The sequence below is a fragment of the Streptomyces sp. DSM 15324 genome (assembly GCF_001514285.1).
Taxonomy (GTDB): domain Bacteria; phylum Actinomycetota; class Actinomycetes; order Streptomycetales; family Streptomycetaceae; genus Streptomyces.
In genome coordinates this window covers 55302-81951 of sequence record NZ_KQ949028.1, presented here as the reverse complement: position 1 = coordinate 81951, position 26650 = coordinate 55302, and the positions used below count along the sequence as shown (strand labels likewise).

Annotated in this window: 22 protein-coding genes, 3 pseudogenes and 1 riboswitch; of the genes and pseudogenes, 10 read left to right on the top strand and 15 right to left on the bottom strand. The window is 70.4% G+C overall.

What is annotated here, in order from left to right:
• Positions 1 to 23 precede the first annotated feature (23 nt).
• The 4 genes and pseudogenes from AQJ58_RS19955 to AQJ58_RS19940 all read left to right on the top strand — a co-directional run bounded on the left by AQJ58_RS19955 (position 24) and on the right by AQJ58_RS19940 (position 3265).
• Positions 24 to 1097, top strand: a complete 1074-nt coding sequence (locus tag AQJ58_RS19955; protein WP_067251990.1) for a cysteine synthase family protein — start codon at positions 24 to 26, stop codon at positions 1095 to 1097.
• Positions 1097 to 2506 carry an MATE family efflux transporter gene (locus AQJ58_RS19950; protein WP_067251989.1) on the top strand — a complete coding sequence of 470 codons (1410 nt, stop codon included), beginning with the start codon at positions 1097 to 1099 and terminating at the stop codon, positions 2504 to 2506. The genes AQJ58_RS19955 and AQJ58_RS19950 overlap by 1 nt, the downstream gene beginning before the upstream one ends.
• Before the next feature lie 98 nt (positions 2507 to 2604).
• Positions 2605 to 2814: pseudogene (locus AQJ58_RS19945) on the top strand (ABC transporter ATP-binding protein); the annotation flags it as partial.
• Between the two features lie 2 nt (positions 2815 to 2816).
• Positions 2817 to 3265, top strand: a pseudogene (locus tag AQJ58_RS19940) (GNAT family N-acetyltransferase).
• Positions 3266 to 3414: 149 nt separating this feature from the next.
• On the opposite strand, the pseudogene AQJ58_RS19935 reads toward AQJ58_RS19940, so the two are convergent.
• From AQJ58_RS19935 to AQJ58_RS19910, 6 genes and pseudogenes are all read right to left on the bottom strand, one after another.
• A pseudogene (locus AQJ58_RS19935) lies at positions 3415 to 3819 on the bottom strand (superoxide dismutase); the annotation flags it as partial.
• Between the two features lie 27 nt (positions 3820 to 3846).
• Positions 3847 to 4527 carry an ABC transporter ATP-binding protein gene (locus tag AQJ58_RS19930; RefSeq protein ID WP_067251985.1) on the bottom strand — a complete coding sequence of 227 codons (681 nt, stop codon included), beginning with the start codon at positions 4525 to 4527 and terminating at the stop codon, positions 3847 to 3849.
• Positions 4520 to 5524: an ABC transporter ATP-binding protein gene (locus AQJ58_RS19925; RefSeq protein WP_420712167.1), complete on the bottom strand. Its 1005-nt coding sequence runs from the start codon at positions 5522 to 5524 to the stop codon at positions 4520 to 4522. Before AQJ58_RS19925 ends, AQJ58_RS19930 begins: the two co-directional genes overlap by 8 nt.
• On the bottom strand, positions 5476 to 6354 hold the full coding sequence (locus tag AQJ58_RS19920) for an ABC transporter permease (protein WP_067251982.1): 879 nt from the start codon (positions 6352 to 6354) through the stop codon (positions 5476 to 5478). The genes AQJ58_RS19925 and AQJ58_RS19920 overlap by 49 nt, the downstream gene beginning before the upstream one ends.
• Before the next feature lie 5 nt (positions 6355 to 6359).
• Positions 6360 to 7328, bottom strand: coding sequence for an ABC transporter permease (locus AQJ58_RS19915; RefSeq protein ID WP_067252560.1), 969 nt, complete (start codon positions 7326 to 7328; stop codon positions 6360 to 6362).
• Between the two features lie 26 nt (positions 7329 to 7354).
• A complete protein-coding gene (locus tag AQJ58_RS19910; RefSeq protein ID WP_067251980.1) occupies positions 7355 to 8938 on the bottom strand; it encodes an ABC transporter substrate-binding protein in 1584 nt (527 codons plus the stop codon).
• 138 nt (positions 8939 to 9076) lie between these two features.
• Here AQJ58_RS19910 and AQJ58_RS19905 point away from each other — a divergent pair, with 138 nt between their 5' ends.
• Positions 9077 to 9838, top strand: coding sequence for a metallophosphoesterase (locus AQJ58_RS19905; RefSeq protein WP_067251978.1), 762 nt, complete (start codon positions 9077 to 9079; stop codon positions 9836 to 9838).
• A gap of 18 nt (positions 9839 to 9856) precedes the next feature.
• Here AQJ58_RS19905 and urtE read toward each other — a convergent pair whose 3' ends face one another.
• The 5 genes from urtE to urtA all read right to left on the bottom strand — a co-directional run bounded on the left by urtE (position 9857) and on the right by urtA (position 14679).
• A complete protein-coding gene (urtE, locus tag AQJ58_RS19900) occupies positions 9857 to 10549 on the bottom strand; it encodes an urea ABC transporter ATP-binding subunit UrtE (RefSeq protein WP_067252558.1) in 693 nt (230 codons plus the stop codon).
• 10 nt (positions 10550 to 10559) lie between these two features.
• Complete coding sequence (gene urtD, locus AQJ58_RS19895; protein WP_067251977.1) at positions 10560 to 11333, bottom strand: urea ABC transporter ATP-binding protein UrtD; 774 nt, start codon at positions 11331 to 11333, stop codon at positions 10560 to 10562.
• The gene (gene urtC, locus AQJ58_RS19890) at positions 11330 to 12442 is read right to left on the bottom strand and encodes an urea ABC transporter permease subunit UrtC (RefSeq protein WP_067251975.1); all 1113 of its coding nucleotides are present in this window, start codon (positions 12440 to 12442) and stop codon (positions 11330 to 11332) included. Before urtC ends, urtD begins: the two co-directional genes overlap by 4 nt.
• Entirely contained in the window at positions 12439 to 13326 is an 888-nt protein-coding gene (gene urtB, locus AQJ58_RS19885; protein WP_067251973.1) for an urea ABC transporter permease subunit UrtB, read from the bottom strand. Before urtB ends, urtC begins: the two co-directional genes overlap by 4 nt.
• 99 nt (positions 13327 to 13425) lie before the next feature.
• Entirely contained in the window at positions 13426 to 14679 is a 1254-nt protein-coding gene (gene urtA / locus AQJ58_RS19880) for an urea ABC transporter substrate-binding protein (protein WP_067251971.1), read from the bottom strand.
• A 417-nt stretch (positions 14680 to 15096) separates the two neighbouring features.
• On the opposite strand from urtA, the gene AQJ58_RS19875 reads away from it, so the two are divergent.
• The gene (locus AQJ58_RS19875) at positions 15097 to 15588 is read left to right on the top strand and encodes a MarR family winged helix-turn-helix transcriptional regulator (protein ID WP_067251970.1); all 492 of its coding nucleotides are present in this window, start codon (positions 15097 to 15099) and stop codon (positions 15586 to 15588) included.
• Here the strand turns inward: AQJ58_RS19875 and AQJ58_RS19870 are convergent.
• Complete coding sequence (locus AQJ58_RS19870; protein ID WP_067252557.1) at positions 15545 to 16660, bottom strand: substrate-binding domain-containing protein; 1116 nt, start codon at positions 16658 to 16660, stop codon at positions 15545 to 15547. The genes AQJ58_RS19875 and AQJ58_RS19870 overlap by 44 nt on opposite strands.
• 213 nt (positions 16661 to 16873) lie before the next feature.
• Positions 16874 to 17515, bottom strand: coding sequence for a superoxide dismutase (locus AQJ58_RS19865; RefSeq protein WP_067251968.1), 642 nt, complete (start codon positions 17513 to 17515; stop codon positions 16874 to 16876).
• 198 nt (positions 17516 to 17713) lie between these two features.
• Here AQJ58_RS19865 and AQJ58_RS19860 point away from each other — a divergent pair, with 198 nt between their 5' ends.
• Positions 17714 to 18166, top strand: coding sequence for a Fur family transcriptional regulator (locus AQJ58_RS19860; RefSeq protein ID WP_067251966.1), 453 nt, complete (start codon positions 17714 to 17716; stop codon positions 18164 to 18166).
• Positions 18167 to 18299: 133 nt separating this feature from the next.
• Here the strand turns inward: AQJ58_RS19860 and cobN are convergent, their stop codons facing one another.
• Positions 18300 to 21887 (bottom strand): cobaltochelatase subunit CobN, encoded by a 3588-nt coding sequence (gene cobN, locus AQJ58_RS19855; protein ID WP_067251965.1) that lies wholly within the window; start codon positions 21885 to 21887, stop codon positions 18300 to 18302.
• A 53-nt stretch (positions 21888 to 21940) separates the two neighbouring features.
• Positions 21941 to 22017: riboswitch (cobalamin riboswitch) on the bottom strand.
• 101 nt (positions 22018 to 22118) lie between these two features.
• Between cobN and AQJ58_RS19850 the strand changes: the two genes are divergently transcribed.
• Genes AQJ58_RS19850 through AQJ58_RS19840 form a run of 3 tightly spaced genes read left to right on the top strand, consistent with a single transcriptional unit; the run spans position 22119 to position 25515 of the window.
• On the top strand, positions 22119 to 23360 hold the full coding sequence (locus AQJ58_RS19850) for a nitrite/sulfite reductase (protein ID WP_199844646.1): 1242 nt from the start codon (positions 22119 to 22121) through the stop codon (positions 23358 to 23360).
• Entirely contained in the window at positions 23357 to 24031 is a 675-nt protein-coding gene (locus AQJ58_RS19845) for a precorrin-8X methylmutase (RefSeq protein ID WP_107122094.1), read from the top strand. Before AQJ58_RS19850 ends, AQJ58_RS19845 begins: the two co-directional genes overlap by 4 nt.
• The gene (locus AQJ58_RS19840) at positions 24028 to 25515 is read left to right on the top strand and encodes a precorrin-2 C(20)-methyltransferase (RefSeq protein WP_067251962.1); all 1488 of its coding nucleotides are present in this window, start codon (positions 24028 to 24030) and stop codon (positions 25513 to 25515) included. Before AQJ58_RS19845 ends, AQJ58_RS19840 begins: the two co-directional genes overlap by 4 nt.
• 8 nt (positions 25516 to 25523) lie before the next feature.
• Here AQJ58_RS19840 and AQJ58_RS19835 read toward each other — a convergent pair whose 3' ends face one another.
• Entirely contained in the window at positions 25524 to 26630 is a 1107-nt protein-coding gene (locus AQJ58_RS19835; protein ID WP_234360109.1) for a Nickel transporter NicT, read from the bottom strand.
• Between the last annotated feature and the right edge of the window lie 20 nt (positions 26631 to 26650).

The window sequence follows — 26650 nt, the reverse complement described above, 5'->3', positions numbered from 1 at the left end:
GCCTGAAGACCACAGGAGCCTCCATGGACGACCCCCTGTACCGGCCGCCCATCGTGCGGCAGGTCTCCGAACTCATCGGCGCCACCCCGCTGTTCGAGCTGGCCCGTACGGAGAGCGACGCCCGGCTGCTGCTGAAGCTGGAGCAGTTCAACCCGACCGGCACCGCCAAGATACGGATGGCCCGGCAGATGGTCGTCGACGCCGAGGAACGCGGCCTGCTGCGCCCCGGCGGCCGGATCATCGAGTCGACCTCCGGCAACACCGGGCTCGGCCTCGCCGTCGTGGCCGCCGAGCGCGGCTACACCTTCACCGCCGTCGTCGACCACCACGCCGCCGTCGACAAGCTGCGCGCGATGAAGGCACTCGGCGCGGAGCTGGTGTACGTCGCCGACGACGGGGACGAGGAACTGGCCACCGCCGCCCGCGAGGAGTTCGCGGAGAAGATGGCCGCCGAGTTGGACAACGCCTACTTCACCGAGCAGCACAACAACATGGCGAACGGAGTGGGTTATCACCCGGTGGCCCGCGAACTCCACGCCGCGCTGGATGGCCGTATCGACATCCTCATCGGCGCGGTGGGCACAGGCGGCGGACTGTTCGGGACCGGGGGTCCGCTGCGGGAGACGGTACCCGGGGTGCGGATCGTCGGCGTGGAGCCGAAGGGCTCGATCGCGTTCGGGCCGCCCGCGCACGACTACCACCAGTCGGGAACCGGCACGCCCGAGGGCGCGACGATCGGGGCGATGGTCGACTACTCGCTGCTGGACGAGGGCGTGAAGGTCGGCGACGTCGAGGCTTTCGCCACGGCGCGGGCCGTCGCCCGGCGCACCGGGCTGCTCCTCGGCGGCTCGGCAGGCGGCGTCGTGTACGAGGCCCTGGCCCGGCTTTCCGCGCTGCCGCCCGGCACGACTATGGTCGCGTTGATCAACGACGGCGGGGAGAAGTACATGGACACCGTCTTCGACGACGACTGGATGGCCGCCCGTGCTCTCCTCTCCCCCCAGGTGGAGCGCGAAGTCGACGAGTTGCTGACCAAACTCCGCCGACTCCCCACCCCGCCGCACTCCTCGCCGGACCCCTCGCAGGAACAGGACTGATGCAGCCCGCCCTCGCCCGCCTCCTCACCGACGGCCGTGCCCTCGCCACGCTCGCCGTGCCGCTCGCGCTCACCCAGCTCGCCCAGGTCGCGCTCACCACCACCGACACGATCATGATGGGCCTGCTCGGCACCGAGGCCCTGGCGGCCGGCGGCCTCGCCATGGTGATCTTCAACCAGTTGCGCACCATGGGCGTCGGCCTCGTCACGGCCGTCGGCAACCAGGTCGCCGCAGCGGACGCGCGCGCCGAGACGCGGGGCACAGAGGCCGAGGGCGCCGAGGCGGAGGCCGCTCGCGAGGAGGTCCGGGACCTCGTCCGGGCGAGCCTGCTGCTGTCCACCCTCGCGGGTCTCGCGGGCGCGCTGCTGATGGTGCTGATCGGGCATGCCGTGGTGTTCCTCGGCCAGGACGCGGACGTGGTCGCCGCGGCGAAGCCGGTGCTGTACACGATGGCACCCGGCCTGGTGCCCTGCCTGTGGTTCCAGGCGATACGCCAGTTCACAGTCGGCATGCGCCGCCCGCAGGCCCTACTGCGCATCACGATCGCCTCCATCGCCGTCAACGCGGGGCTCAACTGGGTCTTCATCCATGGAACCTGGGGCCTGCCGAAGCTGGGCCTGCCGGGCATCGGGCTCGCCACGACCTCGGTGTACGGGCTGTCGTTCCTGGCGCTGTACCTCTCCGCCCGCCGCGATCCACGGCTGGCGCCGGTGCTGTCGCTGAGCATCTGGAAGACCCGCCCGGCCACCCTGCGCCGACTGACGGCACTCGGAACGCCGATCGCCGCCACCTACGGTTCCGAGGCGGGCTTCTTCTCCGTCGTCGCCCTGCTGGTGGGCAGCTTCGGCACGGCCGCGCTGGCCGCGCACACCGCCGTCAACCAACTCGTCTACATCGTCTTCCAGATCGCCGTCGGCCTCTCCCACGCCGCCTCCCTCGGCGTCAGCCGCGAACTCGCCCTCGGCAACACCGGGGCCGCCCAGCGACTGAAGGCGACGGCCCTGGCCTGCGCCGCCGCGGTCATGGCGGTCGTGGCGGTCGTCTACGTCGCTCTCCCGGGCCTGGTGCTGGCGCCGTTCTTCGAGGGCGAGAGCCGGACGGCCACCGACCTCGCCACGAACCTCCTGCTGATCGCCGCGGTGATGCAGTTCTTCGACTGCTCCCAGAACATCGGCGTCGGCCTGCTGCGCGGCCTCGACGACACCAAGGGCGGCTTCCGCGTCACCCTCGTCGGCTACTGGCTCGTCGGCCTGCCTTCCGCCGCGCTTCTCGGCTTCGCCACCGGCTGGGAGACGGTCGGCATCTGGCTGGGCCTGCTCGCCGGCCTCGCCACGACCGCGCTGCTCCTGTTGCGTCGCTTCAACCAGGGTGTAGAGCGCCTGCACGGGGTCGCGACGGCCCGGCCCTGAGCCCCTGCTGCAACCGGGGGCCCGCAACAGATCACTTTGGCCGTCTTACCCAACGGCGTCGCGGCGATCTTCTGGCAGGGACGGCGACGGTGAGGTAGATGAGGGGTTCCGGACTGATCTGCGACGAGATGACCGCGATGCTCGACGCCTCCACCACCGCCGCCCTGGTGGCAGCGGTCGAGGACTATCGCACCGCCACCGGTGCTGGACTGCTCGCCGTCGGCCACGACCAGGTGCTCCTGGACCGCTGGTGCGACCGCACCGTCCACTGGGAGAAACTGACCGCCGCAAAAGCCAGGGAGCAATAGGGATGCAGTCCACGACGATCAAGCGCGCCGTCGCGCGGGACGCAGACCGCCTCACCAGCCTGATCCAGAACTGCGGTGCCTACCGGGGACCGTACGCCTCGATCATCCCCGACTACCGGGTCACCGCCGACTACATCACCCGGCACCAGGTCTTCGTGGCCGTCGATGAGACCGGACGGCTCCAGCGCTTCTACGCCCTGCTGCTGAACCCACCGGAGTTGGACCTGGCCTTCGTGGCGGACGATGTTCAGGGAGGGGGGTCGGACGGCTCCTCATCGAGCACATGATCACTCAGGCCGGGGCGGCCGGCCTGACCGAGGTGCGGGTGGTCTCCCATCCCCCGGCCGAGGAGTTCTACCGACGCCTGGGCGCCGTGCGGGTGGGGGCCGTCGCCCCCTCACCACTGATGGTGAACTGGGAGCGGCCCGAGTTGCGGTTCACCACCATCTGAGACCGACAAACAGCCTCTCAAGCCGTCCTCAGCAACAGGAAGGCTCCCGCAGGCATCGGGCCTGCGGGAGCCTTCCGTTGTACCGCCTGCTCCGTGAAGGGTGAGAAGACGATCACGAGCAGGACGTCGGTGCCGACGCGATTACAGCGTCACGGGCGGAGCAGCAGGCTGTCGCCGCGCTCCTTGGCTGCGGCGTAACGCCGGGCCACGTCCTGCCAGTTGACGACGGCCCACATCGCGTCGATGAAGTCGACCTTCTGGTTCTTGTACTGCAGGTAGAAGGCGTGCTCCCAGGCGTCGAAGACCAGGATCGGGGTGGAACCCTGGCCGACGTTGCCCTGATGGTCGTAAACCTGCTCGACGATCAGGCGCCCGCTGACGGGCTCGTAGGCCAGGACACCCCAGCCAGAGCCCTGGGTGGTTGCGGCGGCCTTGGTGAGCTGGGCCTTGAAGCCGGTGAAGGAGCCGAAAGACTCGGTGATCGCGTCGGCGAGGTCGCCCACGCCGTCGGCGGCTAGAGGCTCGCCGCCGCCGTCCTTCGGGCCGGTCATGTTCTGCCCCGCGGCGGGGAGGGGCAAGCCTCAAGCCGTCGCCGTGAGAGCCCCAGAGGAATTCAGGCTCTCCCAGCGCACCGTACGGTCGCACCAGCGGTTCAGCAACATGTGATCGTGGCCGACGGCAAGCAGGCCGGCACCGGTCGAGGCCCGGTAGTCCTCGACTGCAGTGACCAGGGCGGCTGCCGTGGAAGCGTCAAGCATCGCGGTCATCTCGTCGCAGATCAGCCAGCGGGGGCGTAGGACGAGGGCGCGGGCGAGGCAGGCGCGTTGGAGTTGGCCGTCGCTGACTTCGTGGGGCCGTCGGCTCAGGAGGTCAGGGGTCAGGCCGACGGTCGCGGCGAGTTCGGGGACGCGGTCGGGTGCTTCGGCGCGGCGGCCGGTGGCGCGCAGTGGTTCGGCGATGAGGTCGGTGAGTCGTAGCCGTGGGTCGGCGGAGAGTCTGGGCTGTTGGAAGATCACGCCGAAGGCGGTGCGCATGGCGCGTGGGGCGCGGTGGCGCCAGCGGTGGACCGGTTCGCCGTCGAGGAGGAGGGTTCCGGATTCGGGGCGGTGCAGCAGGGCCGCGACGCGGGCGAGGGTGGACTTGCCGCAGCCGCTGGGGCCGAGCAGGCCGACCGCCTCGCCCTGGGCGATGGTGAGGGAGACGTCATGGACGACCGGGGTGCGGCGGTCGTATCCCGCTGTGATGGAGCGCAGTTCAAGCACGGATGTCCTCCGGGACGTGCGGGTGGTGGCAGGCGACGCCGTCGGTCATCGGAGGCAGGGTGGCGCAGTCGGCCGTCGAGCGGTCGCAGCGGGCGGCGAAGGTGCAGCCGGCGGGGAGGTCGCCCAGTTCGGGGGGCATGCCGGGGATGGGGGTGAAGGCGCGGTCTGGGAGGGCCTGGAGGAGGCCGTGGCTGTAGGGGTGGCGGGGGCCCGCAGTCCCGAAGAAGGCGTTGGCGTCGGCGAGTTCGACGATGCGGCCCGCGTACATGACGGCGATGCGATCCGCGATGTGTTCGGCTGCCGCCAGGTCGTGAGTGATCATCAGCAGGGCCCGGTCGGCGGCGTCCACGTGGCGGCGTAGTTCGTCGACTGTGTGGTTCACCAGGTCGCGGTCCAGGCCGTTCGTGGGTTCGTCGGCGAGGAGGAGGGGTGCGTCGCCGACGAGGGCGAGGGCGGTGGCGGCGCGTTGGGCGAGGCCGCCGGAGAGTTCGTGGGGGTGGCGGTCGAGGTGGGTCGCGGGGTAGGCGGCGCGTTCGGCGGCTGCCTCGGCGGTGGTGCGTACGGCCGTGCGGCCCCGGGTCGGAGTCAGGGCGGCGACCGTCTCCTCCAGGTGGGAGCGGATGGTGCGGACGGGGGTGAGGTGGGCGGCCGGGCTCTGTGGGATCAGGCCGATCATGCGGCCCCGGACCGTGCGGGCGAGGGTGTGTTCGTCGGCGGAGAGGAGGTCGAGGTCGCCGAGGCGGGCCTCGCCCGCCGTCTGGGCGTTGGCGGGGAGCAGGCCGAGGAGGGCGGAGGCCAGGACGGACTTGCCGCAGCCGCTCTCGCCGATCAGGGCCAGGCACTCCCCCGCGGCCACGTCGAAGTGTGCGTCGGTGACGGCGGCGATCCGGCGCCCGCGCGGCATGAGGAAGCGGACCGACAGGCCGCGTACCGACAGCACGGGGGCGGTCACAGCATCAGCTCCGATCGGCGGCGCGGGTTGATCCGTTCCCGCCATGCCCCGGCCAGGCCGGCGATGGCGAGGGTCGGGATGATGAGGAACAGGCCGGGAAAGAGCGTCGGCCACCACTGCCCGGCGAGGAGCGAGCCTCGCGCGGTCTGGATGAGGGTGCCGAGGCTCGCGGTGTGGGTGGGAAGGCCGAGGCCCAGGAAGGACAGGGCCGACTCGTGCCACATGGCGTGCGGAACCATCAGTACGGCGGCCAGGGCGGCCTGGGGCAGCACGGCCGGCAGCAGGTGTCGTACCGCAACCCGTCGGCGGGACGCCCCGCCGGAGACGGCTGCGTCGATGTACGGGCGTGAGCGAAGGGACAGGACCTCGGCGCGGACGATCCGGGCCGTCGACAGCCAGTGCGTCAAAGCCACCGAGATCACGACCGGCCACACGCCCGGGCGGAACATCGCCACGATGAAGATGCCGAGCAGGAGGTGGGGGACGGAGGAGACCGTGTCGACCAGGCGCATGATGCCCCGGTCGGCCCAGCCGCCCAGCGCCCCGGCCGTGGCCCCTACGGCGGTGCCGATCACCGTCGCCGTCAGCGCCGCCGCCACGCCGACGAGCAGGGAGACCCGCAGGCCGTAGACGCAGCGCAGGAGCAGGTCGCGGCCTACGTCGTCGGTGCCGAACGGGTGTGCCCAGGAGGGGGGTTGGAGCTTGGCGGCCAGATCCACGGCCTGCTGGTCGAGCTGGACCAGGGGTGGGACGAGCAGGACGGCAAGGACGGTCATCGTCACCAGCGCGGCGGACGTGCGCAGACGGATGGCGTGCGTGGAGCGGCGATTGGTGCCGTGGGTACGCCACCTGGGTTCAACTGCGGCTTCAGCCATGGGAGTCACATTTCACTCAGCTTCACCCTCGGGTCGATCAGTCCGTAGAGCAGGTCCGCAAGGAGGTTTCCGGCGAGGACGGCGGCGGTGGCCAGGGTCGTGAGGGCGGCCAGGAGCGGGAAGTCGACGGCGGTGGCCGCCTCCACCGTGGCCGCCGCGATGCCCGGCCAGCTGAAGACGCTCTCCACCAGCAGGGCGCCGGTGATGAGTTCGGGGACGCGGGAGCCGATGAGCGTGAGGACGGGCAGGAGGCCGGAGCGCAGGGCGTGGCCGAGGAGGACGGTGTGTTCGCTCAGGCCGCGGGCTCGGGCGCCGCGTACGGGGTCTTCGGCGAGTGCGTCGGCGACGCCCTGGCGGACGTAGAGGGTGAACCACGGGAGTTGGGAGACGGCCAGTACGCCGGCGGGGAGGACGAGGTGGCTCGTCACCTGGCTGGCTGTGACCGTTTCGCTGGCGGTGTCGGTGAGGCCGCCGGCCGGGAGGATGTCCAGTTGGAGGGCGAACAGCCAGATGGCGAGGAGCGCGATCCAGAAGACCGGGGCCGCCTCCAGGGTGTAGGCGAGTGACGTGACCGCACGGTCGAGCCATGAACCCGGGCGCCGGGCGGCCAGCACGCCCAGGAGGGTGCCCATCAGGACGGCACCGACGAACGCGACCGCGCACAACAGCGTCGACCACGCCAGGCGTTCGCCGATCACCTGGGCGACCGGCTGCCGCAACACGCTGGACCGGCCCAGGTCGCCGGTGAGCGCGGAGGTCAGCCAGTGCCACCAGTGTGCGGCGAACGGCTCGTCCGCGCCGAGGTTGGCGCGCAGCCGGTCCAGGGTCTCCTGGTCGGCGCCGAGCGCGGCGGTCCCGGCGTATGCCTTGACCGGGTCGAAGGGGGAGGCGGCGGCGATCGCGAACACGCCGAAGGTGACGACGAGCAGGACCGGGACGGCGAACAGCGCCCGCCGCCCGGCCAGCCGGGCCATCGCTCCCCAGGGCAGGGAGGTCCGGGTCACTTCTTCGGCTGCCAGTCCTCGATGTTCCACCAGGGGCCGCTGGCGAAGCCGTGCTCGTGCGGCTCCAGCTGCGTGGTCAGTCCCTGCCAGCGGTCGGCGAGGACGTAGACGTGGTCGATGTGGGTGAGGAAGGTGTAGCCGGGGTCCTTCACGAGTTCGCGCTGGAGGGTGTCGTACGCCGTCTTCCGCGTCGCCTCGTCCTGACTGCGGCGGCCGGTGTCGAGGGCCTTGTCGACGGCCGGGTTGTCGTAGCGGCCCATGTTGTTGAAGCCGTTTCCGGCGAGGGAGGAGTGCAGGAGGGTGTAGAGGCCGAAGTCGGGGTCGCCGATGCTGCCGAAGCCCGCGAGGACCGCGTCGTTCTTCATGCGCGGCTCGATGACTTCCCACGTGGCGCTCTCCACCTTTACCTCGATGCCCGCCTTCTTGGCGTCGGAGGCGTAGGCGAGGGCGTGGTCCTGGCGGACCTTGTCGCCGGAGGGGTAGAGGAGGGTGAAGGAGGCCCGCTGGCCGTTCCTGGCGCGGATGCCGCCTGCTGCCGCCTTCCAACCGGCCTTGTCCAGGACGCTCTTGGCCTCGGTGAGGTCCTGGGAGCGTTCGATGCCCTTCGCGTACCAGGGGTCGTCGACCGGCAGCGGACCGTACGCGGGGCGGCCCGCGCCGTTGAGGATCTTGTCGACCATGGCCTGGCGGTCGACGGCGGCGTCGAGGGCCTGGCGGATCGCTCGGTCGCCGGTGACCTTGTTGGTCGTGGGGAGGGTGACGGTGCGGAAGTCGTAGGACTTCGCGTCGTACGTCTTCCTGTCCGCGTCGTTCTTGAAGGTCGCGGCGAGATTGGGCGGGAGGATCGCGCCGTCGAGGTCGCCGGAGCGCAGGCGGGTGGCGCGTACGTCGTCGTCCTCGACGATCGCCATGGTGAACTTCTCGACCTTCGGCGCGCCGCCCCAGTAGTCGGGGTTGGCCTTGAAGGTGAGCTTCTCGCCCTTGCTCCAGCCGGCCAGGACGTACGGGCCCGTGCCGATCGGCTTGGTGTTGAAGGAGCCCGTGTTGGGGTCCTGCTTGCCTGCGACGTGCTCGGGGACGATCGGCAGGACCGTGCGGCCGGCGAAGGGCGCGTATGGGTACTTGAGGGTGAAGACGACCTTGTCGTCACCGTCCGCGCGCACGTCCTTGATGGCGTCGAGTTCGCTGCGGGAGGTGTTGTTGGTCTTCTCGTCCAGGATGGTCTTGTACGTGAAGACCACGTCCGTGGAGGTCAGTGGCTCGCCGTCGCTGAACTTCACGCCGTCGCGCAGGTTGTAGGTGTAGGTGAGGCCGTTGTCGGCGACCTCGGGGAGTGTCTTCGCCAGCGCGGGGGTCAGCTTCAGGTTCGCGTCGCGGGCGAGGAGGCCGTCGAAGATCTTGGAGTTGCCGTCCTTGCCGTAGCCGAGCAGGGGGCTGAGGGTGTCCGGCTCCGAGGCCACTCCGATCACCACCGAGTCGGTCTTGCCGCCGTCCGCCCCGCCACCGGGTGCCGAGCACGCGGCAATCCCGGTGACCACCGCTGCCGCGACGGCGGCACCGCGTATCCGACGGATCGTCATGAGCCTCACACCCTTGTCACTTTACTGCGGTGAACATGTTGTTGCACATCAGTTGCAAGTGAGGTGTTACCCAGGACCGTCGGACATCAGTCCATAGACTGATCAAGGCAAGTCGGCAGTCCTGTTCTGGGAGGCACCGTGCTCGTGGCCCATGTGAGCGACATCCACATCGGCGGCAGCGCGCAGAGCGTGGAACGGGCCATGCGGGTACGGGACTACCTCAACGGGTTCCCCTCCCCCGTCGACGCCGTCGTCGTCACCGGGGACATCGCCGATCACGGCCTGGTGGAGGAGTACGAGGTCGCCCGGGAGGCGATGCGGTACGACGCGCCCACCCTCGCCTGCCCCGGCAATCACGACTCCCGGCCGGAGTTCCGCAAAGTGCTCCTCGACCATGGGGGGAGGGACGGCGAGGCCGGGCCGGTCAATCAGACACTGCGCGTCGACGGGCTCACGATCCTGCTGTGCGACTCCAGCATCCCCGGCCGCCACGACGGCCATCTGGACGACGAGACGATCGACTGGCTGGAGTCGGAACTCGCCCGCGCCGAAGGGCCGGTGTTCGTCGGCATGCATCACCCGCCGATCGCGCTGGGCCTGCCGCCGGTGGACGCGATCAGACTGAACCACCCGGAGCGGCTGGAGCAGGTGTTGCGCCGCCACGACCAGGTAAAGGCCGTACTGGTGGGGCATGCGCACACGGCCGCATCGGCAGTCTTCGCGGGGCGGCCGCTGGTGGTCGCGCCGGGTGTCGTCTCGACGCTGATGATGCCGAGCGAGCTGGTGCTTCCCGAGAAGTGGTCCGAGGACGACGCGCTGGACTTCGACCGGCCGCCCGCCTTCACCCTGCATGTCTTCGACGGCGAACGGCTCGTCTCCCACACCCGCGTCGTCCTCTGACGGCACGCAGGGAATTCCTCAGACGCTGAGCGCCGCCCGTACGGTCTGCTCGGCGCCCGTTCCGCCCTCGCCGGAGGAGGTCGTCCGGCCCGCCTCCAGGACGTAGTAGTGCTGGGCGGCCCGCATGGCGAAGCCGACGTGCTGTTCGACGAGGAGGACGGAGAGTCCGCCGCGCCGGGCGAGGGCCAGGATCGTCTCCTCGATCTCGGCGACCACGGACGGCTGGATGCCCTCGGTCGGCTCGTCAAGCAGGAGCAGCCGCGGGCGGGTGACCAGGGCGCGGGCGATGGCGAGTTGCTGGCGCTGGCCGCCGGAGAGCAGGCCGGCCCGGCGGGCCGACAGCTCGCGCAGGACGGGGAACAGGTCCAGTGCCTCGGCGATCGCCTCCTTGCCGTCCGGGCGTCCGTCGGCGACGAGTTGGAGGTTCTCGGCGGTGGTGAGGTGGGGGAAGGACTGCTGGCCCTGGGGGACGTAGGCCATGCCGCGGGTGACCCGCTGGTGCGGGGCGAGGCGGGTGATGTCCTCGCCGTCGAGCAGGATCGTCCCGCCGGTCGGCTTGATCAGGCCCATGGCGGCGCGCAGCAGGGTGCTCTTGCCTGCGCCGTTGTGGCCGAGGACGGCCGCGACGCCGTCCTTCGGCACCGCGACGGTCACGCCGTGCAGCACGGTGGTGCGGTCGTAGCCCGCCCGTACGGTGTTGATCTCCAGCATGGACGTCACGTCACGCCTCCTCGGCGACAGCTGCGGGGGTGGGCTCGGGTTCGGAGGCGCGCCCGAGGTAGACCTCCTGGACCCGGGGGTCGGCCTGGACCTCGGCGACGGAGCCCTCGCTGAGGACCTTGCCGGCGTGCAGGACGCTGACGCTGCGCGCGAAGGAGCGCATGAAGTCCATGTCGTGCTCGATGACGACGACCGTGTGGTCCTCGCTCACCCGTCGCAGCAGCTCGCCGGTGGCCTCGCGTTCGTCGTGGCTCATACCGGCGACAGGTTCGTCGAGCAACAACAGCTTCACGTCCTGGACCAGCAGCATGCCGATCTCCAGCCACTGCTTCTGACCGTGGGCGAGGACACCCGCCGGGCGGTCGCGCAGGTCGGTGAGGCCGGTGGTCTCCAGCGCCTTCGTCACCGCCTCCGGTACGTCCTTGCGGCGCCGCAGCATCGTCCACACACCCCGTCCGGCACCGGCCGCGATGTCGAGGTTCTGCAGGACGGTCAGTTCCTCGAAGACGGTGGCCGTCTGGAACGTACGGCCGATGCCCATGCGGGCGATGCGGTGCACAGGCTTGCCGAGGAGTTCCTCGCCGCCGAAGCGGACCGACCCGGTCGCCTTCACCAGACCGGTGACCGCGTCGACCAGGGTGGTCTTGCCGGCGCCGTTCGGGCCGATGAGGAAGCGCAGGTCGCCGGGGCGGATGTCCAGGTCGACACCGTCGACGGCCGTGAAGCCGTCGAACGTCACCCGCAGGTCGCGGACGGTCAGTCCCTCGCCGCTCATGCTGTCTCTCCAGTCGCAGGAGTACGAGTACCAGCGACCGTGCCGGTACTGGCACGGCGCTTACGCAGGACGATGCCCAGCGAGGCGAGGCCGCCCGGCAGGAAGCCGACCGCGACCACGAACAGCAGGCCCTGGAGGTACGTCCACGCGGCCGGGAAGGCGTCCGAGAGCGTGCTCTGCGCCCAGGCCACCGCGATCGCACCGAGCACCGCCCCCACCAGCGAGGCCCGCCCGCCGACCGCAGCCCCGATGACGAAACCGATGGACGGCACGATCCCGATCAGCGCCGGGGAGATGATCCCGACGGCCGGGACGAAAAGGGCGCCCGCCAGGCCCGCCATACCGGCCGCCACGACGTACGCGACGAGCTTGACGTTGGCCGGGTTGTAGCCGAGGAAGCGCACCCGCTCCTCGGAGTCCCGCACGGCGATGAGGAGTTCGCCGTAGCGGCTGACGAACAACTGGCGGGCCAGGGCCATCAGCAACAGCAGGACGGCGGCGATGATGAAGTACACCATCCGCTGGTTGACGGGGTCGTCCAGTGAGTAGCCGAAGAAGCCCTGGATGTCGGTGAGGCCGTTCGTGCCGCCGGTGGTGGCCTGCTGGCCGATGAGCCAGATGGACAGGGCGGCGGCCAGGGCCTGGCTGAGGATCGCGAAGTAGGCGCCCTTGACCCGGCGTTGGAAGACGAAGAAGCCGAGCACCGCGGCGACCGCCATCGGCAGCAGGACCGTCATGGCGAGCGCGAAGGCAGGGTTGGCGAAGGGTTTCCACCACCAGGGCAGGGCGTCGCCGGTGCCGTAGAGCTGCATGAAGTCGGGGAGTGTCTCGCCGGTCGCGGCGGCGTCGGTGAGCTTGAGGTGCATGGCCATCGCGTAGCCGCCGAGGCCGAAGAAGACGCCCTGGCCGAGCACCATGAGCCCGCCCCGGCCCCAGGCCAGGCTGACGCCGACGGCCACGATCGCGTAGCACAGGTACTTCGCGAGGAGCGAGAGCCGGAAGTCGGAGAGGGCCAGCGGGGCCACGCCGAGGAGGACGACGGCGCCGAGGGCGAAGGCACCGGGGACGCGGAAGCGTTCCAGCACAGGTACGGGGGTCGCAGTCGTCATGCCAGGCTCCGGGTGCGCAGTGTGTACAGGCCCTGGGGTCGCCACTGGAGGAAGGCGACGATCGCCACGAGCACGATGACCTTCGCGACGCTGACCGTCGTCGAGTATTCGAGGACCGACTGGAGCACGCCGAGCGCGAAGGCGGTGATGACGCTGCCCTTGAGCTGCCCGATGCCGCCCACGACGACGACCAGGAAGGCGTCGACGATGTAGTTGGTGCCCATCGTCGGGCCGATCGGGCCGACGAGCGTGAGCGCGACGCCGGCCACGCCCGCGAGGCCCGAGCCGATGAAGAAGGTCAGGCGGTCGACCTGGCCGGTGGCGATGCCGGACACCTCGGCGAGGTCCCGGTTCTGCACGACGGCCCGGATGCGGCGGCCCAGCGGGGTGAGCCGGAGGATCAGCGTGAGGGCGAGGACGCTCAGCAGGGCCAGGCCGAGGATGAACAGCCGGCTGTTGGCGAAGGTGACGCCGCCGCCCAGGGAGATGTTGCCGGTGAGCAGGTCCGGGGCGTGGGTCTGCACGTTGGGGGCGCCGAAGATGTCCCGGGCGAGCTGCTGGAGCATCAGGGAGACGCCCCAGGTGACCAGCAGGGTGTCCAGCGGCCGGGTGTACAGGCGCCGGATGAGCAGCCACTCCAGGAGCGCTCCCATGGCGCCGGCGACGAGGAAGGCCACGGGCAGGGCGACGAGCAGGGAGACGCCCGCGCTGCTGATGGACTTCTGCAGGACGTACGTCGTGTAGGCGCCGGCCATGATGAACTCGCCGTGCGCCATGTTGATCACGCCCATCTGACCGAAGGTCAGGGTCAGGCCGAGCGCGATGAGCAGGAGGACGGCACCGATGCTGATGCCGGTGAAGGACTGGTTGAGGATGACCGTCATGAAGCGGCTCCGGGTCGGGGACGGGAGTGCGGGTGCGGGCTTGCCATGGGCGTGACCCGGCCCCGTGACAGGAGCCGGGTCCACCGGTGAGGGTGTGGCTCAGGAGAGGCCGGACGCCCAGTCGTAGCCCTTGAGGTAGGGGTCCGGCTTGATCGGGCTGCCCGAGTTCCACACCTCGGTGATCAGGCCGTCCGCACCGACCTTGCCGATCCGGGCCGTCTTGTAGACGTGCTGGGTGGCGCCGTCGACGGTGACCTTGCCCTCGGGGGCGTCGAAGGTGATGCCGTCCGAGGCGGCCTTGACCTTGGCGACGTCGAAGGAGCCCGCCTTCTCGACCATCGCCTTCCACAGGTAGACGGAGATGTAGGCGGCCTCCATCGGGTCGGAGGTCGGCTTGTCCTTGCCGTACTCGGCCTGGTAGGCCGCCACGAACTTGGTGTTGGCCGCGCCGGGCGTGGTCTCGTAGTAGTTCCATGCGGTCAGCTGGTCCGCCAGGTACTGGGTGCCGATGCTCTTCACCTCCTCCTCGGCGATGGAGACCGACAGCACCGGCATGCTCTTCGCGGTCAGCCCCGAGGACTTGTACTCCTTGAAGAAGGCCACGTTGCTGTCGCCGTTGAGGGTGTTGAACACGGCGTCCGCGCCGGAGTCCTTCACCTTGTTGACGATGGTGCCGAACTCCGTGGAGCCCAGCGGGGCGTAGTCCTCGCCGACCACCGTCATGCCCTTGGCCTTCGCGTACGCCTTGATGATCTTGTTGGCGGTGCGCGGGAAGACGTAGTCGCTGCCGACCAGGTAGAGCTTGGTCAGGCCCTGCTTCTTGAGGTAGTCCAGCGCCGGGACGATCTGCTGGTTGGTGGTGGCGCCGATGTAGAAGATGTACGGCGACTCCTCCAGGCCCTCGTACTGCACGGGGTAGAAGAGCAGCGACTTGTACCGCTCGAAGACCGGCTTGACGGCCTTGCGGCTCGCCGAGGTCCAGCAGCCGAAGGTGGCCGCGACCTTGTCGTCCTTGATGAGGGCCTCGGCCTTCTCCGCGAAGGTCGGCCAGTCGGAGGCGCCGTCCTGGCTGACGGCCTTCAGCTTCTTGCCCAGCACACCGCCGGCGGCGTTGATCTCCTTGATGGCCAGCAACAGCGCGTTGTGGACCGTGACCTCGCTGATGGCCATCGTGCCCGAGAGCGAGTTGAGCAGGCCGACCTTGACCGTGCTGCCGGAGGTGTCGGCCTTGGCTGCGGAGTCCGACGACGTGTCGCTGCCGGTCTTCGCGCCACAGGCGCTGAGGGCAGCGGACGCGCCGGCCGCCGAGATACCGGCCAACAGGCCACGTCTGCTGATGCTGAGCCCGGACATACAGAACCTCCAAGCCCCGAAGGGGCGGTGCGAAGCGAGCGGAAAGACTCTGGGGAGGGATGAAGAGGGAATCGAAGGAGCGCGCTTCAGGAACGGCGGCGTTGGCGCACGGATCCCCCAGCCGTATCGGGGTGCCGTCCGGGCTGGTCGCTGAAGTGCGTCCACAGCCTGTGGGGAAACTGTTTCCGCCGCGTTTCGGCGCAATTGAAGAACAGTTTCCAGTGGAAGTAAAAAGAAGGCCGAAAAGAAAAAGCCGTCGCTGAAGATGCGCAGGTGACGGCATCTCAGTGACGGCAATTAATGCTTCCTGCCGAAAGGATCCGTTTTCCCGGTTCCTCTTGTCAAGGGTGCGGTGATCGGCGGTAGGCTCACAGCCGACCCCTTACGGGGGACCAGGGCTTCGAGCGGAGGAGTGCGATGGCTAGGCGGCCCCAGGAACTGCTCCATCTGCTCACACGGGCCGAACGCCTCTCCGTGCGCCGAGTGCAGTCGGTACTGGACGAGTTCGACTGCTCGGTGGAGGCGTGGCGGGTCCTCGACCTGCTCTCCGACGGCCAGGGACACAACATGACGGCCCTCGCCGACCATGCCTTCCTGCCGGCGCCGAGCCTCACCAAGCTGATGGACCAACTCGTCGACCAGAACCTGGTCTTCCGCCGCGTCGACCCCGCCGACCGACGCCGTGTCCTGGCCTACCTCACCCCGCGGGGCACACAGCGCTGGCAGCAACTGGTTCGCGAAGTGCGGGCCGACTGGGCGGAGTTGGAGCCCCTGCTCACGGATGAGGCCGGGGAGCGGCTGGATGCTCTGCTGGAACGGCTGGCCGCGGCACTGGACGGTGGACGTGCGACGACGGGCGGCCGGGTCACAACAGGTCGTGGGGAGCGCGCAGTTGGGCGAGGACGTTGAAGTCGAGCCCGTCCGCCTCGGCCAGGTAGATGCGCTGGCGCACATGCCGGCCGTCCAGGCTCAGCAGGCCGCGCGGACCCTCGTAGGAGACGGTGTCGGCGGCGGCACCGATGGCGGACACGTCCAGGGTGCGTGCCCGTTCGATGAGCGCGGCGAGCAGCAGCACGCCCTCGTAGCAGGACTCGCCGAGACTGCCCGGGGTGGGGGCGGCCATCCCGAAGCGGTCGGCGTACTGGCCGTGGAAGTCCATGGTGTTCTGGTCGGCCAGTGAGGCGAAGAAGCCGGCCGTGCTGTAGAGGTCGGCGGTGGCTTCGGGGCCGCTGCCGAGCAGCATGTTCTCGTCCATCAGCGTGCTCAGCCTGAGGCACCGCTGATCGAGCCCGGAGGCGGCGAAGGCCCGGTTGAAGCGGATCGCGTCGCTGCCGACCAGCAGCATCAGTACGGCGTCGGCGTCGGCGTGCTCGATCCGGCGCAGTACGTCGTGGAAGTCGTCGGTGCCCAGCGGCAGGTACGCCTCCCCGCAGACCCTGCCGCGTGCGTCGCGTGCGTAGCGGCGGGCGGCCCGGGCGGTGTGCCGGGGCCAGACGTAGTTGTTGCCGACGACGAACCAGCGACGCACGCCTCGGGTCTCGGCGAGCAGGCGCATGGCGGGCAGCAGCTGCCAGGCGGGGGTCTCACTGGTCATGTAGACGCCGTCGGTGCGCTCGCCGCCCTCGTACAGGGCCGTATAGACGTACGGCACCCGGTGCGCGATCCGGGGAGCCACCGCCTGCCGCACCGACGAGATGTGCCAGCCGGTGACACCTTGAACCGTGCCCGTCGCCACCAGGGCCTCGACGTCCTCCGCCACCTGGTGCGGCTCACCGCCGCCGTCGACTTCGAGGAGCCGCAGTTCCTTGCCCAGGACACCGCCCGCCTTGTTGATCTCCTCGGCGGCCAGCCGCGCACACGCCTCGCAGGTGGGACCGAACACCCCGGCAGGCCCCTGCATCGGGTACACGAGCGCGACGTTCAGCGTCGAATCGTCGGCCGTGAACCACTCGGGGGTGTGGAAACGGACGGGGCTGTACATGGCCCCCATGATTGCCGTACCGCCCCCGGGGCCCAAGCAACAGCCCGGATCGAGACCGATTCGTAGGGATTTTCACAGCGCGCAGTGGGTCGGCCGTGACCAGCAGAAGGGCTCCTGCGAGCGGTCTCGCAGGAGCCCTTCCTTGTGCTGCCTGCACGCGTCGGGTGAGAAGACGATCACGAGCAGGACATCGGTGCGGACGCGGCTACGGCGTCACGGAGCGAGCAGCAGGCTGTCGCCGCGCTCCTTGGCTGCGGCGTAGCGCCTGGCCACGTCCTGCCAGTTCACGACGGCCCACATGGCGTCGATGAAGTCGACCTTCTGGTTCTTGTACTGCAGGTAGAAGGCGTGCTCCCAGGCGTCGAAGACCAGGATCGGGGTGGAGCCCTGGCCGACGTTGCCCTGGTGGTCGTAGACCTGCTCGACGATCAGGTGCCCGGAGAGCGGTTCGTAGGCGAGGACGCCCCAGCCGGAGCCCTGGGTGGTGGCGGACGCCTTCGTCAGCTGCGCCTTGAAATTGGCGAACGAGCCGAACGACTCGGTGATCGCGTCCGCCAGCTCGCCCACGCCGTCCGCCTCCAGGGGCTCGCCGCCGCCGTCGCCGGTCATGTTGTGCCAGTAGATGGAGTGCAGGATGTGCCCGGAGAGGTGAAAGGCCAGGTTCTTCTCCAGGCCGTTGATCGAACCCCACGACTCCTTGTCCCGCGCCTCGGCGAGCTGCTCCAGCGTGTCGTTCGCGCCCTTGACGTACGCCGCGTGGTGCTTGTCGTGGTGCAGCTCGATGATCTCGGGGCTGATGACCGGCGCAAGGGACGCGTAGTCGTACGGAAGCTCCGGGAGCGTGTAGATCGCCATGTCCAACGTCCTCCGACGTTATTGCCAATGGTATGCAGCTGCACGCTAACAGTACTAGCGACCTCCGATCGATCAGGCATTGGACCTAGGTCTGTGGACGTGTCGCAGTCGGGCGCAAAGTCACCCATCCGGGAACCTTCTGTTGTTGCAAGACGTTCGCAACAACCTGCACGCAGGATCCAGGGGAAGGGCAACGCCGTGAGCGGGAACTCGCAGTTGGCGCACTACGACCAGACGGCACCGCCGGACACCCGCGCACTCCTGCGACGGCACGGACTGCGTTGCACCCCGGGCCGGCTGCACGTCCTGTCCCTGCTGTCCGCGCCGGACCTCCACCTCTCCATCGCGGAAGCCTGCGAACGGCTCACACGCCTGGGCGACGCGATCCACCCCACAACCGTCTACCGGACATTGGAGGTTCTGACGGCCACCGGCCTGACCCACGCGGTCCACGGCCCGGGCGCGACGCGCTACGGCATCACCGGCGCGCCCCACCACCACACCGTGTGCCAGGAGTGCGGGCACGTCGCGGCCCTGGCGAGCACGCGTCTGACCGAAGCCGTGGGAAAAATCGAGGAGTTGACGGGGCTACGGCCCGACGCCTCGGGTTCGCTGCTCGTCTACGGCCGGTGCGCCGACTGTGGTGAATGAGCGCTGAATGAGCGGCGAAAGGGTGCGGGGCGCCGTCCATGGAACGGACAGCTGTCAGGCATACGGCGCCCCGCACTATTGCAATCTAAAGGCTATTGCGAACCACTTGCAATAGAGATCGCGAGGTTGCCGGTCATCCCTCGCCTTCGAGGTCGCCCTCCGTCTCCAGATACACCTGCCGCAGCTCCTCCAGCACCGCCGGATCCGGCTTCTCCCACATCCCGCGCGACTCCGCCTCCAGCAGCCGCTCGGCGATGCCGTGCAGGGCCCAGGGGTTGGCCCGTTGCAGGAACTCCCGGTTGGTCGGGTCCAGGACGTAGGTCTCGGTGAGCTTGTCGTACATCCAGTCGGCGACCACCCCGGTGGTGGCGTCGTAGCCGAACAAGTAGTCGACGGTGGCGGCGAGTTCGAAGGCCCCCTTGTAGCCGTGCCGGCGCATCGCCTCGATCCAGCGCGGGTTGACGACCCGGGCGCGGAAGACGCGGGAGGTCTCCTCGACGAGGGTGCGGGTGCGGACCGTCTCCGGGCGGGTGGAGTCACCGATGTACGCCTCGGGGGCGGTGCCACGCAGGGCGCGGACGGTGGCCACCATGCCGCCGTGGTACTGGAAGTAGTCGTCGGAGTCGGCGATGTCGTGCTCGCGGGTGTCCGTGTTCTTCGCGGCCACCGCGATCCGCTTGTACGCCGTCTCCATCTCGTCGCGGGCCGGACGGCCGTCGAGCTCGCGGCCGTAGGCGTAGCCGCCCCAGACCGTGTAGACCTCGGCGAGGTCGGCGTCCGTGCGCCAGTCGCGGGAGTCGATGAGCTGGAGAAGTCCGGCGCCGTACGTGCCGGGGCGGGAGCCGAAAATGCGGGTGGTGGCGCGGCGTTCGTCGCCGCCTTCCGCCAAGTCGGCCTGGACGTGGGCCCGAACGTGGTTGACGTCGGCCGGCTCGTCCAGCGACGCGGCGAGGCATACGGCGTCGTCGAGCAGACCGATCGTGTGCGGGAACGCGTCCCGGAAGAAGCCCGAGATACGCAGGGTGACATCGATGCGAGGGCGGCCCGACTCCTCGTAGGGGATGGGCTCCAGGCCCGTCACACGGCGCGAGGCGTCGTCCCAGACGGGGCGGATGCCGAGGAGAGCGAGGGCCTCGGCCACGTCGTCGCCTGCCGTGCGCATGGCGCTGGTGCCCCACAGGGACAGGCCGACGGAGGTGGGCCAGTCGCCGTTGTCGGTGCGGTAGCGCTCCAGGAGGGAGTCGGCGAGGGCCTGTCCGGTCTCCCAGGCGAGGCGGGAGGGGACGGCCTTGGGGTCGACGGAGTAGAAGTTGCGGCCGGTCGGCAGGACGTTGACCAGGCCGCGGAGAGGTGAGCCGGAGGGACCTGCCGGGACGAATCCGCCCGCCAGCGCGTGCACGGTGTGGTCGATTTCGGCCGTCGTGGCGGCCAGGCGGGGGACGACCTCGCGGGCGGCGAACTCCAGGATGGCGGCGACCTGTTCGCCGTGTTCGGTGGGGACGGCGGCCGGGTCCCAGCCGGCGTCCTCCATCGCCTGGACGAGGGCGCGGGCCCTGTCTTCCGCCTCGTCGGCCGTCGTACGGGTCGCGGCGGACTCGTCGAGGCCGAGGGCCTCGCGCAGGCCGGGGAGGGCGGTGGCGCCGCCCCAGATCTGGCGGGCGCGCAGGATCGCGAGGACGAGGTTGACGCGGTCGGTGCCGGCGGGCGGGTTGCCGAGGACGTGGAGGCCGTCGCGGATCTGGGCGTCCTTGATCTCGCAGAGCCAGCCGTCGACGTGGAGGAGGAAGTCGTCGAAGCCGTCGTCGTCGGGGCGGTCGTCCAGGCCGAGGTCGTGGTCGAGGCGGGCGGCCTGGATGAGGGTCCAGATCTGGGCGCGGATCGCGGGGAGTTTCGCCGGGTCCATGGCGGCGATCTGGGCGTGTTCGTCGAGTAGTTGTTCCAGGCGTGCGATGTCGCCGTAGGAGTCGGCGCGGGCCATCGGCGGGACGAGGTGGTCGACGAGAGTGGCGTGGACGCGTCGCTTGGCCTGGGTGCCCTCGCCGGGGTCGTTGACCAGGAAGGGGTAGATCAGGGGCAGGTCACCGAGGGCCGCGTCGGGGCCGCAGGCGGCGGACAGGCCGGCGTTCTTGCCGGGCAGCCACTCCAGGTTGCCGTGCTTGCCGAGGTGGATCATCGCGTCCGCACCAAAGCCTCCCTCCGAGTCCGAGGTGGCGATCCAGCGGTAGGCGGCCAGGTAGTGGTGGGAGGGCGGGAGGTCCGGGTCGTGGTAGATCGCGATCGGGTTCTCGCCGAAGCCGCGCGGGGGCTGAATCAAGATCAGCAGGTTGCCGAAGCGGAGGGCGGCGAGGACGATGTCGCCGTCCTTGTTCCGGCTGCGGTCGACGAACATCTCGCCGGGCGCCGGGCCCCAGTGCTGCTCCACCGCCGTGCGGAGTTCCTCGGGGAGGGTGGCGAACCAGCGGCGGTAGTCGGCCGCCGGGATGCGCACCGGATTGCGGGCGAGCTGCTCCTCGGTGAGCCAGTCCTGGTCGTGGCCGCCCGCCTCGATCAGCGCCCGGATCAGCTCGTCGCCGTCGCCCGAGGCCAGCCCGGGGACGTCGGCGCCGCCGAAGTCGTAGCCCTCGTCGCGCAGTCGGCGCAGGAGGACCACCGCGCTGGCCGGGGTGTCGAGCCCGACCGCGTTGCCAATGCGGGAGTGCTTGGTCGGGTAGGCGGAGAGGACCAGCGCGAGGCGCTTGGCGACCGGCGGGATATGGCGAAGACGGGCGTGGCGTACGGCGATTCCGGCGACGCGGGCGGAGCGCTCCGGGTCGGCGACGTAGGCGGGGAGACCGTCGGCGTCGATCTCCTTGAAGGAGAACGGGACGGTGATCAGGCGTCCGTCGAACTCGGGGACGGCGATCTGGCTGGCCGCGTCGAGTGGGGAGACGCCTTCGTCGTTCGCGTCCCAGTCGGAGCGGGAGGAGGTCAGGCACAGGGCCTGGAGGATCGGGACGTCGAGGGAGGTCAAGGCGCCCGCGTCCCAGGACTCGTCGTCTCCGCCGGCGGACGCCTCGGCGGGGCGGGTGCCGCCCGCGGCGAGGACGGTGGTGACGATCGCGTCGGCCGCGCGGAGCTCCTCGATCAGCTCGGGCTCGGGGGCGCGCAGGGAGGCGACGTACAGAGGCAGTGACCGGCCCCCGGCTCCCTCGACGGCGTCGCACAGGGCGTGCACGAAGGCGGTGTTGCCGCTCATGTGGTGGGCGCGGTAGTAGAGCACGGCGATGGTCGGGCCGTCCGCAAGCTGCGCCCCCCTCGGCAGCGGGCCCCAGGTGGGGGCGGGCGCCGGTGACTCGAAGCCGTGCCCCGTGAGCAGCACCGTGTCGGAGAGGAAGCGGGCGAGCTGCTCCAGGTTGGCCGGGCCGCCGTGCGCGAGGTAGGCATGCGCCTCGGCGGCGATACCGACGGGGACGGTGGAGGCGGCCATCAGCTGGGCGTCGGGCGCCTGTTCACCGGTGAGGACGACGACCGGGCGGCCGTCGGCGAACAGCAGGTCGAGGCCGTCCTGCCAGGCGCGCAAACCGCCGAGGAGACGTACGACGACCAGGTCGACGCCGTCGAGGAGTGCGGGGAGGTCTTCGAGGGCGAGGCGGGCCGGGTTGGCGAAGCGGTACGGGACCGGGCCGTCGGCCGCGCGGGCGCTCAGCAGGTCGGTGTCGGACGTCGACAGCAGAAGGATCATGCGGCGTCGGCCTTCCTCGGGGTGTCCGCGCCCCGGGCGGTGTCGGACGGCGGGAGTTCCTGACTCACCCGGCCCCACGGGGGCGGGCTCACAGTGGCGGGACCGCGCCGGACTCGCACCGGGCTTCCTCCCCTGTCGCCGTCGTGGCGTCGGCGGACCGGGTGATCCACCGGAGAGCATAGTAAGGGTCACGAGATGAGGGCGGGGCATACATTCCAGGTGATCGTGGGTATGCTCGCCGCCATGTCCACGGCTGAACTCCGTCCAACATCCCAGGCCACAGCGGTCTCACGGGATCGCGGTGACGCCTGCCCGGGGTCGCTTCGACTGCACGCGGCGGACGACGGGGCGCTGGCCCGGATCCGGCTGCCCGGTGGCGTGCTGACCGTCCGCCAGGCCGAGGCACTGGGGGAAGCGGCACGGCTTCTGGGCGACGGCGAGCTGCATCTGACCTCGCGCGGCAATGTCCAGTTGCGGGCGCTGCGCGGCGGCTGCGGCTCGGAGTTGGCCGCGCTGCTGGACGCGGCCGGGCTGCTCCCCTCGCCGGGACACGAGCGGGTGCGGAACATCGTCGCCTCGCCGCTGTCCGGTCTCGACGGACGCGGCCTGTGCGACGTACGGCCCTGGTTGACGGCCCTCGACGCGGCGCTGTGCGCGAGCGAGGCGGCGCGGGGGCTGTCGGGGCGGTTCCTGTTCGCGCTGGACGACGGGCGCGGGGACGTGGCCGGGCTCGGCGCCGATGTCACGGTACGGGCGACGGCGGACGGGGGCGCGCTGCTCACCCCGGGAGCGGTCCGGGTGTCCGGGGAGGATGCGCCGCGGGCCGCGCTGGTAGCCGCGGAGGCTTTCCTGGACACGGTTGCCGTGAGCGGCACCCAGGCTTGGCGGATCGCCGAACTCGCCCTGACAGAAGACGACTTGACCCGGACGGTCCACCGCCGCCTGGCCGACGAGGACATCGGCCACCGAAGGGCGCCGACCGAGACCACCCGTGCGGACGGACCGTCTCCCGGAGTCGTCGGCGGGGCGGTGTCGGTCCACGTCCCACTGGGGCGACTCTCGGCCCGCCAGTGGCGGGAGTTGACGGACGTGGCCGACGGCGAACTGCGGCTGACCCCATGGCGCGGGGTGGTCCTCCCGGTGCCGGGCGGGACCGCCGAGCCGCTCGCCCGACTGTGTGCCGTCGGCCTGGTCACCGACCCCGCCTCCCCCTGGCCACGCGTCGGCGCCTGCATCGGCACACCCGGATGCGCCAGGTCCCACGCCGACGTCCGGGCGGACGCGACCCGCGCCCTGGGCGTAGCCGACACCGTTTCCCTCCCCCTGTACTGGTCGGGCTGCGAACGCCGCTGCGGACACCCCCAGGGCGAGCGGATCGACGTCATCGCCGTCCCGGGCGGCGGCTACCGGCTGTCGGCCGACCCCTCCCATGACTCCCACCTCGCCGCCGTCCGAGCGGCGATCACCCCATGAGCCGTACAACGACCACCGAGAGCAGCGAGACGAACACCGTGACCAGCTACGACTACGAGAAGGACGGAGCGGCCATCTACCGCCGGTCCTTCGCCACCATCCGCGCGGAGGCCGACCTCGCGGGCCTGCCCTCCGACGTCAGCCAGGTCGCGGTCCGGATGATCCACGCCTGCGGCATGGTCGACCTCGTCCACGACCTGGCCTACACGCCCGCCGTCGTGGCCCGCGCCCGCGAGGCCCTGCGCGCCGGCGCGCCCGTCCTCACCGACGTCCAGATGGTGGCCAGCGGCGTGACCCGGGGGCGGCTGCCCGCCGGCAACGACGTGCTGTGCACGCTCTCCGACCCGGCCGTCCCGGAGCTGGCGGCGAAGCTCGGCACCACCCGCAGCGCCGCCGCGCTGGAGCTGTGGCGCGACCAGCTGGAGGGCGCGGTCGTCGCCGTCGGCAACGCACCCACGGCCCTCTTCCGCCTCCTGGAGATGGTCGGGGAGGGCGCGCCCCGGCCCGCCGCCGTGATCGGCGTGCCGGTCGGGTTCGTCGGGGCCGCCGAGTCCAAGGACGCGCTGGCGGCCAACACGTCCGGCCTGGAGTACCTGGTGATACGGGGCCGTCGCGGCGGCAGCGCCATCGCCGCCGCCGCGCTCAACGCGATCGCGAGTGAGGAAGAGTGAGCGGGAAGCTGTACGGGGTGGGGCTCGGCCCCGGTGACCCGTCCCTGATGACGGTACGGGCGGTCGAGGTCATCGCCGAGGCGGACGTGATCGCCTACCACAGTGCCCGGCACGGGCGGTCCATCGCCCGCTCGATCGCGGCGAAGCACCTGCGCGCCGACCACGTCGAGGAGCCACTGGTCTACCCGGTCACGACAGAGACCACCGACCACCCGGGCGGCTACCAGGGCGCCATGGAGGAGTTCTACGCCGAGGCGTCGGCCCGGCTCGCGGCGCATCTCGACGCGGGGCGCACTGTCGCGGTCCTCGCCGAGGGCGATCCGCTCTTCTACGGCTCCTACATGCACATGCACAAGCGGCTCGCCGACCGCTACGACACCGAGGTGATCCCCGGTGTCACGTCCGTGTCCGCCGCAGCCGCCCGCCTGGGCGCCCCGCTCGTGGAGGGCGAGGAGGTGCTGACCATCCTGCCGGGCACGCTCCCCGAGGAGGAGCTGACCGCCCGGCTCGCCGCGACCGACGTGGCGGTGGTGATGAAGCTCGGGCGAACCTTCGGCAAGGTGCGACGGGCGCTGGACGCCTCGGGTCGGCTGGACGAGTCACGGTACGTCGAGCGGGCCACGATGAGCGGGGAGCGGATCGCGGAACTGGCGGACGTGGACGCGGAGTCGGTGCCGTACTTCTCGGTGGCCGTGCTGCCCAGCCGGGTCGACGCCGAGCGGCCGGCGCGGTCCCACGGGGAAGTCGTGGTGGTCGGTACCGGCCCCGCCGGGCCGCTGTGGCTGACGCCCGAGACGCGCGGCGCGCTGGCAGCCGCCGACGACCTGGTCGGCTACACCACGTATCTGGACCGGGTGCCGCGGCGCCCCGGCCAGCTGCGGCACGGCTCGGACAATCGTGTGGAGTCGGAACGCGCCGAGTTCGCCCTGGACCTGGCCCGGCGCGGGCGGCGGGTCGCCGTCGTCTCCGGTGGCGACCCGGGGGTCTTCGCGATGGCGACCGCCGTCCTGGAGGCCGCCTCGCAGAAGGAGTACGCGGACATCTCCGTGCGGGTGCTGCCGGGCGTGACCGCCGCGAACGCGGCCGCCGCCCGCGCGGGCGCCCCGCTCGGTCACGACTACGCCACGATCTCCCTCTCCGACCGGCTCAAGCCGTGGGAGGTGATCGCCGAACGGCTGCGGGCTGCGGCCTCGGCGGACCTCGTACTGGCCCTCTACAACCCCGGCTCGCGCAGCCGCACCTGGCAGGTGGGCAAGGCCCGTGACCTGCTTCTTGAGCACCGGGCGTCGGACACCCCGGTCGTGGTGGCGCGGGATGTCGGCGGCTCCGGTGAGCGGGTGAGGATCGTGCGGCTGGCGGACCTTGATCCGGCCGAGGTCGACATGCGGACGATCCTGTTGGTCGGCTCCTCGCAGACCCGGGTCGTGCGGAGGGGCGACGGCGAGGAGATCGTCTGGACGCCCCGCCGGTACCCGGAGGCATGAGCGAGTCTCTACTCGGCGCCCTGGTCCGCGGTCTGGGCCAGGCCCGCCGTCCACTTCTCTTCGATGCGGCCGACCTTCCACACGAGCAGGGCCACGGCCCAGGTCGCGAAGAACAGGCCGACGATGACGTATCCGATGATGTTGAGGTCGAGGCCGGAGACCCAGTCCCAGAACGGGCCGTGCAGGTCCGCCTTCTCCGCGACCAGGCCCAGCAGCTCGACCGTGCCGATGATCAGCGCGACGGCGACGGACAGACCGGTGATGGTGAGGTTGTAGTAGACCTTGCGGACCGGCTTGGAGAACGCCCAGCCGTAGGCGAAGTTCATGAACGAGCCGTCGATCGTGTCGAGCAACGACATGCCGGCCGCGAAGAGGATCGGCAGGCAGAGGATCGCGTACCAGGGCAGTCCGGAGGCCGCGCCCGAGCCGGCCAGCACGAGGAGCGCGATCTCGGTCGCCGTGTCGAAGCCGAGGCCGAAGAGCACACCCAGGGGGTACATCTGCCAGGGCTTGGTGATCGACTTCATCAGACGGCCGAGGATGCGGTTCATGAAGCCGCGGTTGTTGAGCTGCTCCTCCAGGGCGGCCTCGTCGAAGTGGCCGGTGCGCATCTCGCGGAAGACTCTCCAGATACCCACCATGATCACGATGTTGATGATCGCGATGATGTAGAGGAAGGTCCCGGACACGGTCGTACCGATCCAGCCGGTGACGCTGTGCAGCGAGGAGTCGTCGTTCTCCACCGGTCCGGCCAGCGCCTTCACACCGAGGGAGAGCAGGAAGGCGAGCGCGAAGACGATGGTGGAGTGGCCGAGGGAGAACCAGAAACCGACGGACAGCGGGCGCTGGCCGTCGTTCATGAGTTTGCGGGTGGTGTTGTCGATCGCGGCGATGTGGTCGGCGTCGAAGGCGTGCCGCATGCCGAGTGTGTACGCAGTGATGCCGATGCCGATGCCGAAGGTCTTCGTGCCGAGGCTGTAGTGCTCGGGAGCAACGATCACCACGAGCGTGAACCAGCCGATGACGTGCAGCGCCAGGATGAACGCGGCCATCCCGCCGAGGCTCGCCCACTCCTTACGGGTCATCGAGGCACGGATGCGACGAACGGTGGTCATGAGGACGTGAGCCTTACTGC

Bases quoted from the DNA above. Each gene is read 5' to 3' on its own strand.
- AQJ58_RS19955 (WP_067251990.1), top strand. From the start codon at position 24: ATGGACGACCCCCTGTACCGGCCGCCCATCGTGCGGCAGGTCTCCGAA.
- AQJ58_RS19950 (WP_067251989.1), top strand. From the start codon at position 1,097: ATGCAGCCCGCCCTCGCCCGCCTCCTCACCGACGGCCGTGCCCTCGCC.
- AQJ58_RS19925 (WP_420712167.1), bottom strand. From the start codon at position 5,524: ATGGCGGGAACGGATCAACCCGCGCCGCCGATCGGAGCTGATGCTGTG.
- AQJ58_RS19920 (WP_067251982.1), bottom strand. From the start codon at position 6,354: ATGGCTGAAGCCGCAGTTGAACCCAGGTGGCGTACCCACGGCACCAAT.
- AQJ58_RS19915 (WP_067252560.1), bottom strand. From the start codon at position 7,328: ATGGCCCGGCTGGCCGGGCGGCGGGCGCTGTTCGCCGTCCCGGTCCTG.
- AQJ58_RS19910 (WP_067251980.1), bottom strand. From the start codon at position 8,938: ATGACGATCCGTCGGATACGCGGTGCCGCCGTCGCGGCAGCGGTGGTC.
- urtE (WP_067252558.1), bottom strand. From the start codon at position 10,549: ATGCTGGAGATCAACACCGTACGGGCGGGCTACGACCGCACCACCGTG.
- urtD (WP_067251977.1), bottom strand. From the start codon at position 11,333: ATGAGCGGCGAGGGACTGACCGTCCGCGACCTGCGGGTGACGTTCGAC.
- urtC (WP_067251975.1), bottom strand. From the start codon at position 12,442: ATGACGACTGCGACCCCCGTACCTGTGCTGGAACGCTTCCGCGTCCCC.
- urtB (WP_067251973.1), bottom strand. From the start codon at position 13,326: ATGACGGTCATCCTCAACCAGTCCTTCACCGGCATCAGCATCGGTGCC.
- urtA (WP_067251971.1), bottom strand. From the start codon at position 14,679: ATGTCCGGGCTCAGCATCAGCAGACGTGGCCTGTTGGCCGGTATCTCG.
- AQJ58_RS19875 (WP_067251970.1), top strand. From the start codon at position 15,097: ATGGCTAGGCGGCCCCAGGAACTGCTCCATCTGCTCACACGGGCCGAA.
- AQJ58_RS19870 (WP_067252557.1), bottom strand. From the start codon at position 16,660: ATGTACAGCCCCGTCCGTTTCCACACCCCCGAGTGGTTCACGGCCGAC.
- AQJ58_RS19865 (WP_067251968.1), bottom strand. From the start codon at position 17,515: ATGGCGATCTACACGCTCCCGGAGCTTCCGTACGACTACGCGTCCCTT.
- cobN (WP_067251965.1), bottom strand. From the start codon at position 21,887: ATGATCCTTCTGCTGTCGACGTCCGACACCGACCTGCTGAGCGCCCGC.
- AQJ58_RS19850 (WP_199844646.1), top strand. From the start codon at position 22,119: ATGCTCGCCGCCATGTCCACGGCTGAACTCCGTCCAACATCCCAGGCC.
- AQJ58_RS19845 (WP_107122094.1), top strand. From the start codon at position 23,357: ATGAGCCGTACAACGACCACCGAGAGCAGCGAGACGAACACCGTGACC.
- AQJ58_RS19835 (WP_234360109.1), bottom strand. From the start codon at position 26,630: ATGACCACCGTTCGTCGCATCCGTGCCTCGATGACCCGTAAGGAGTGG.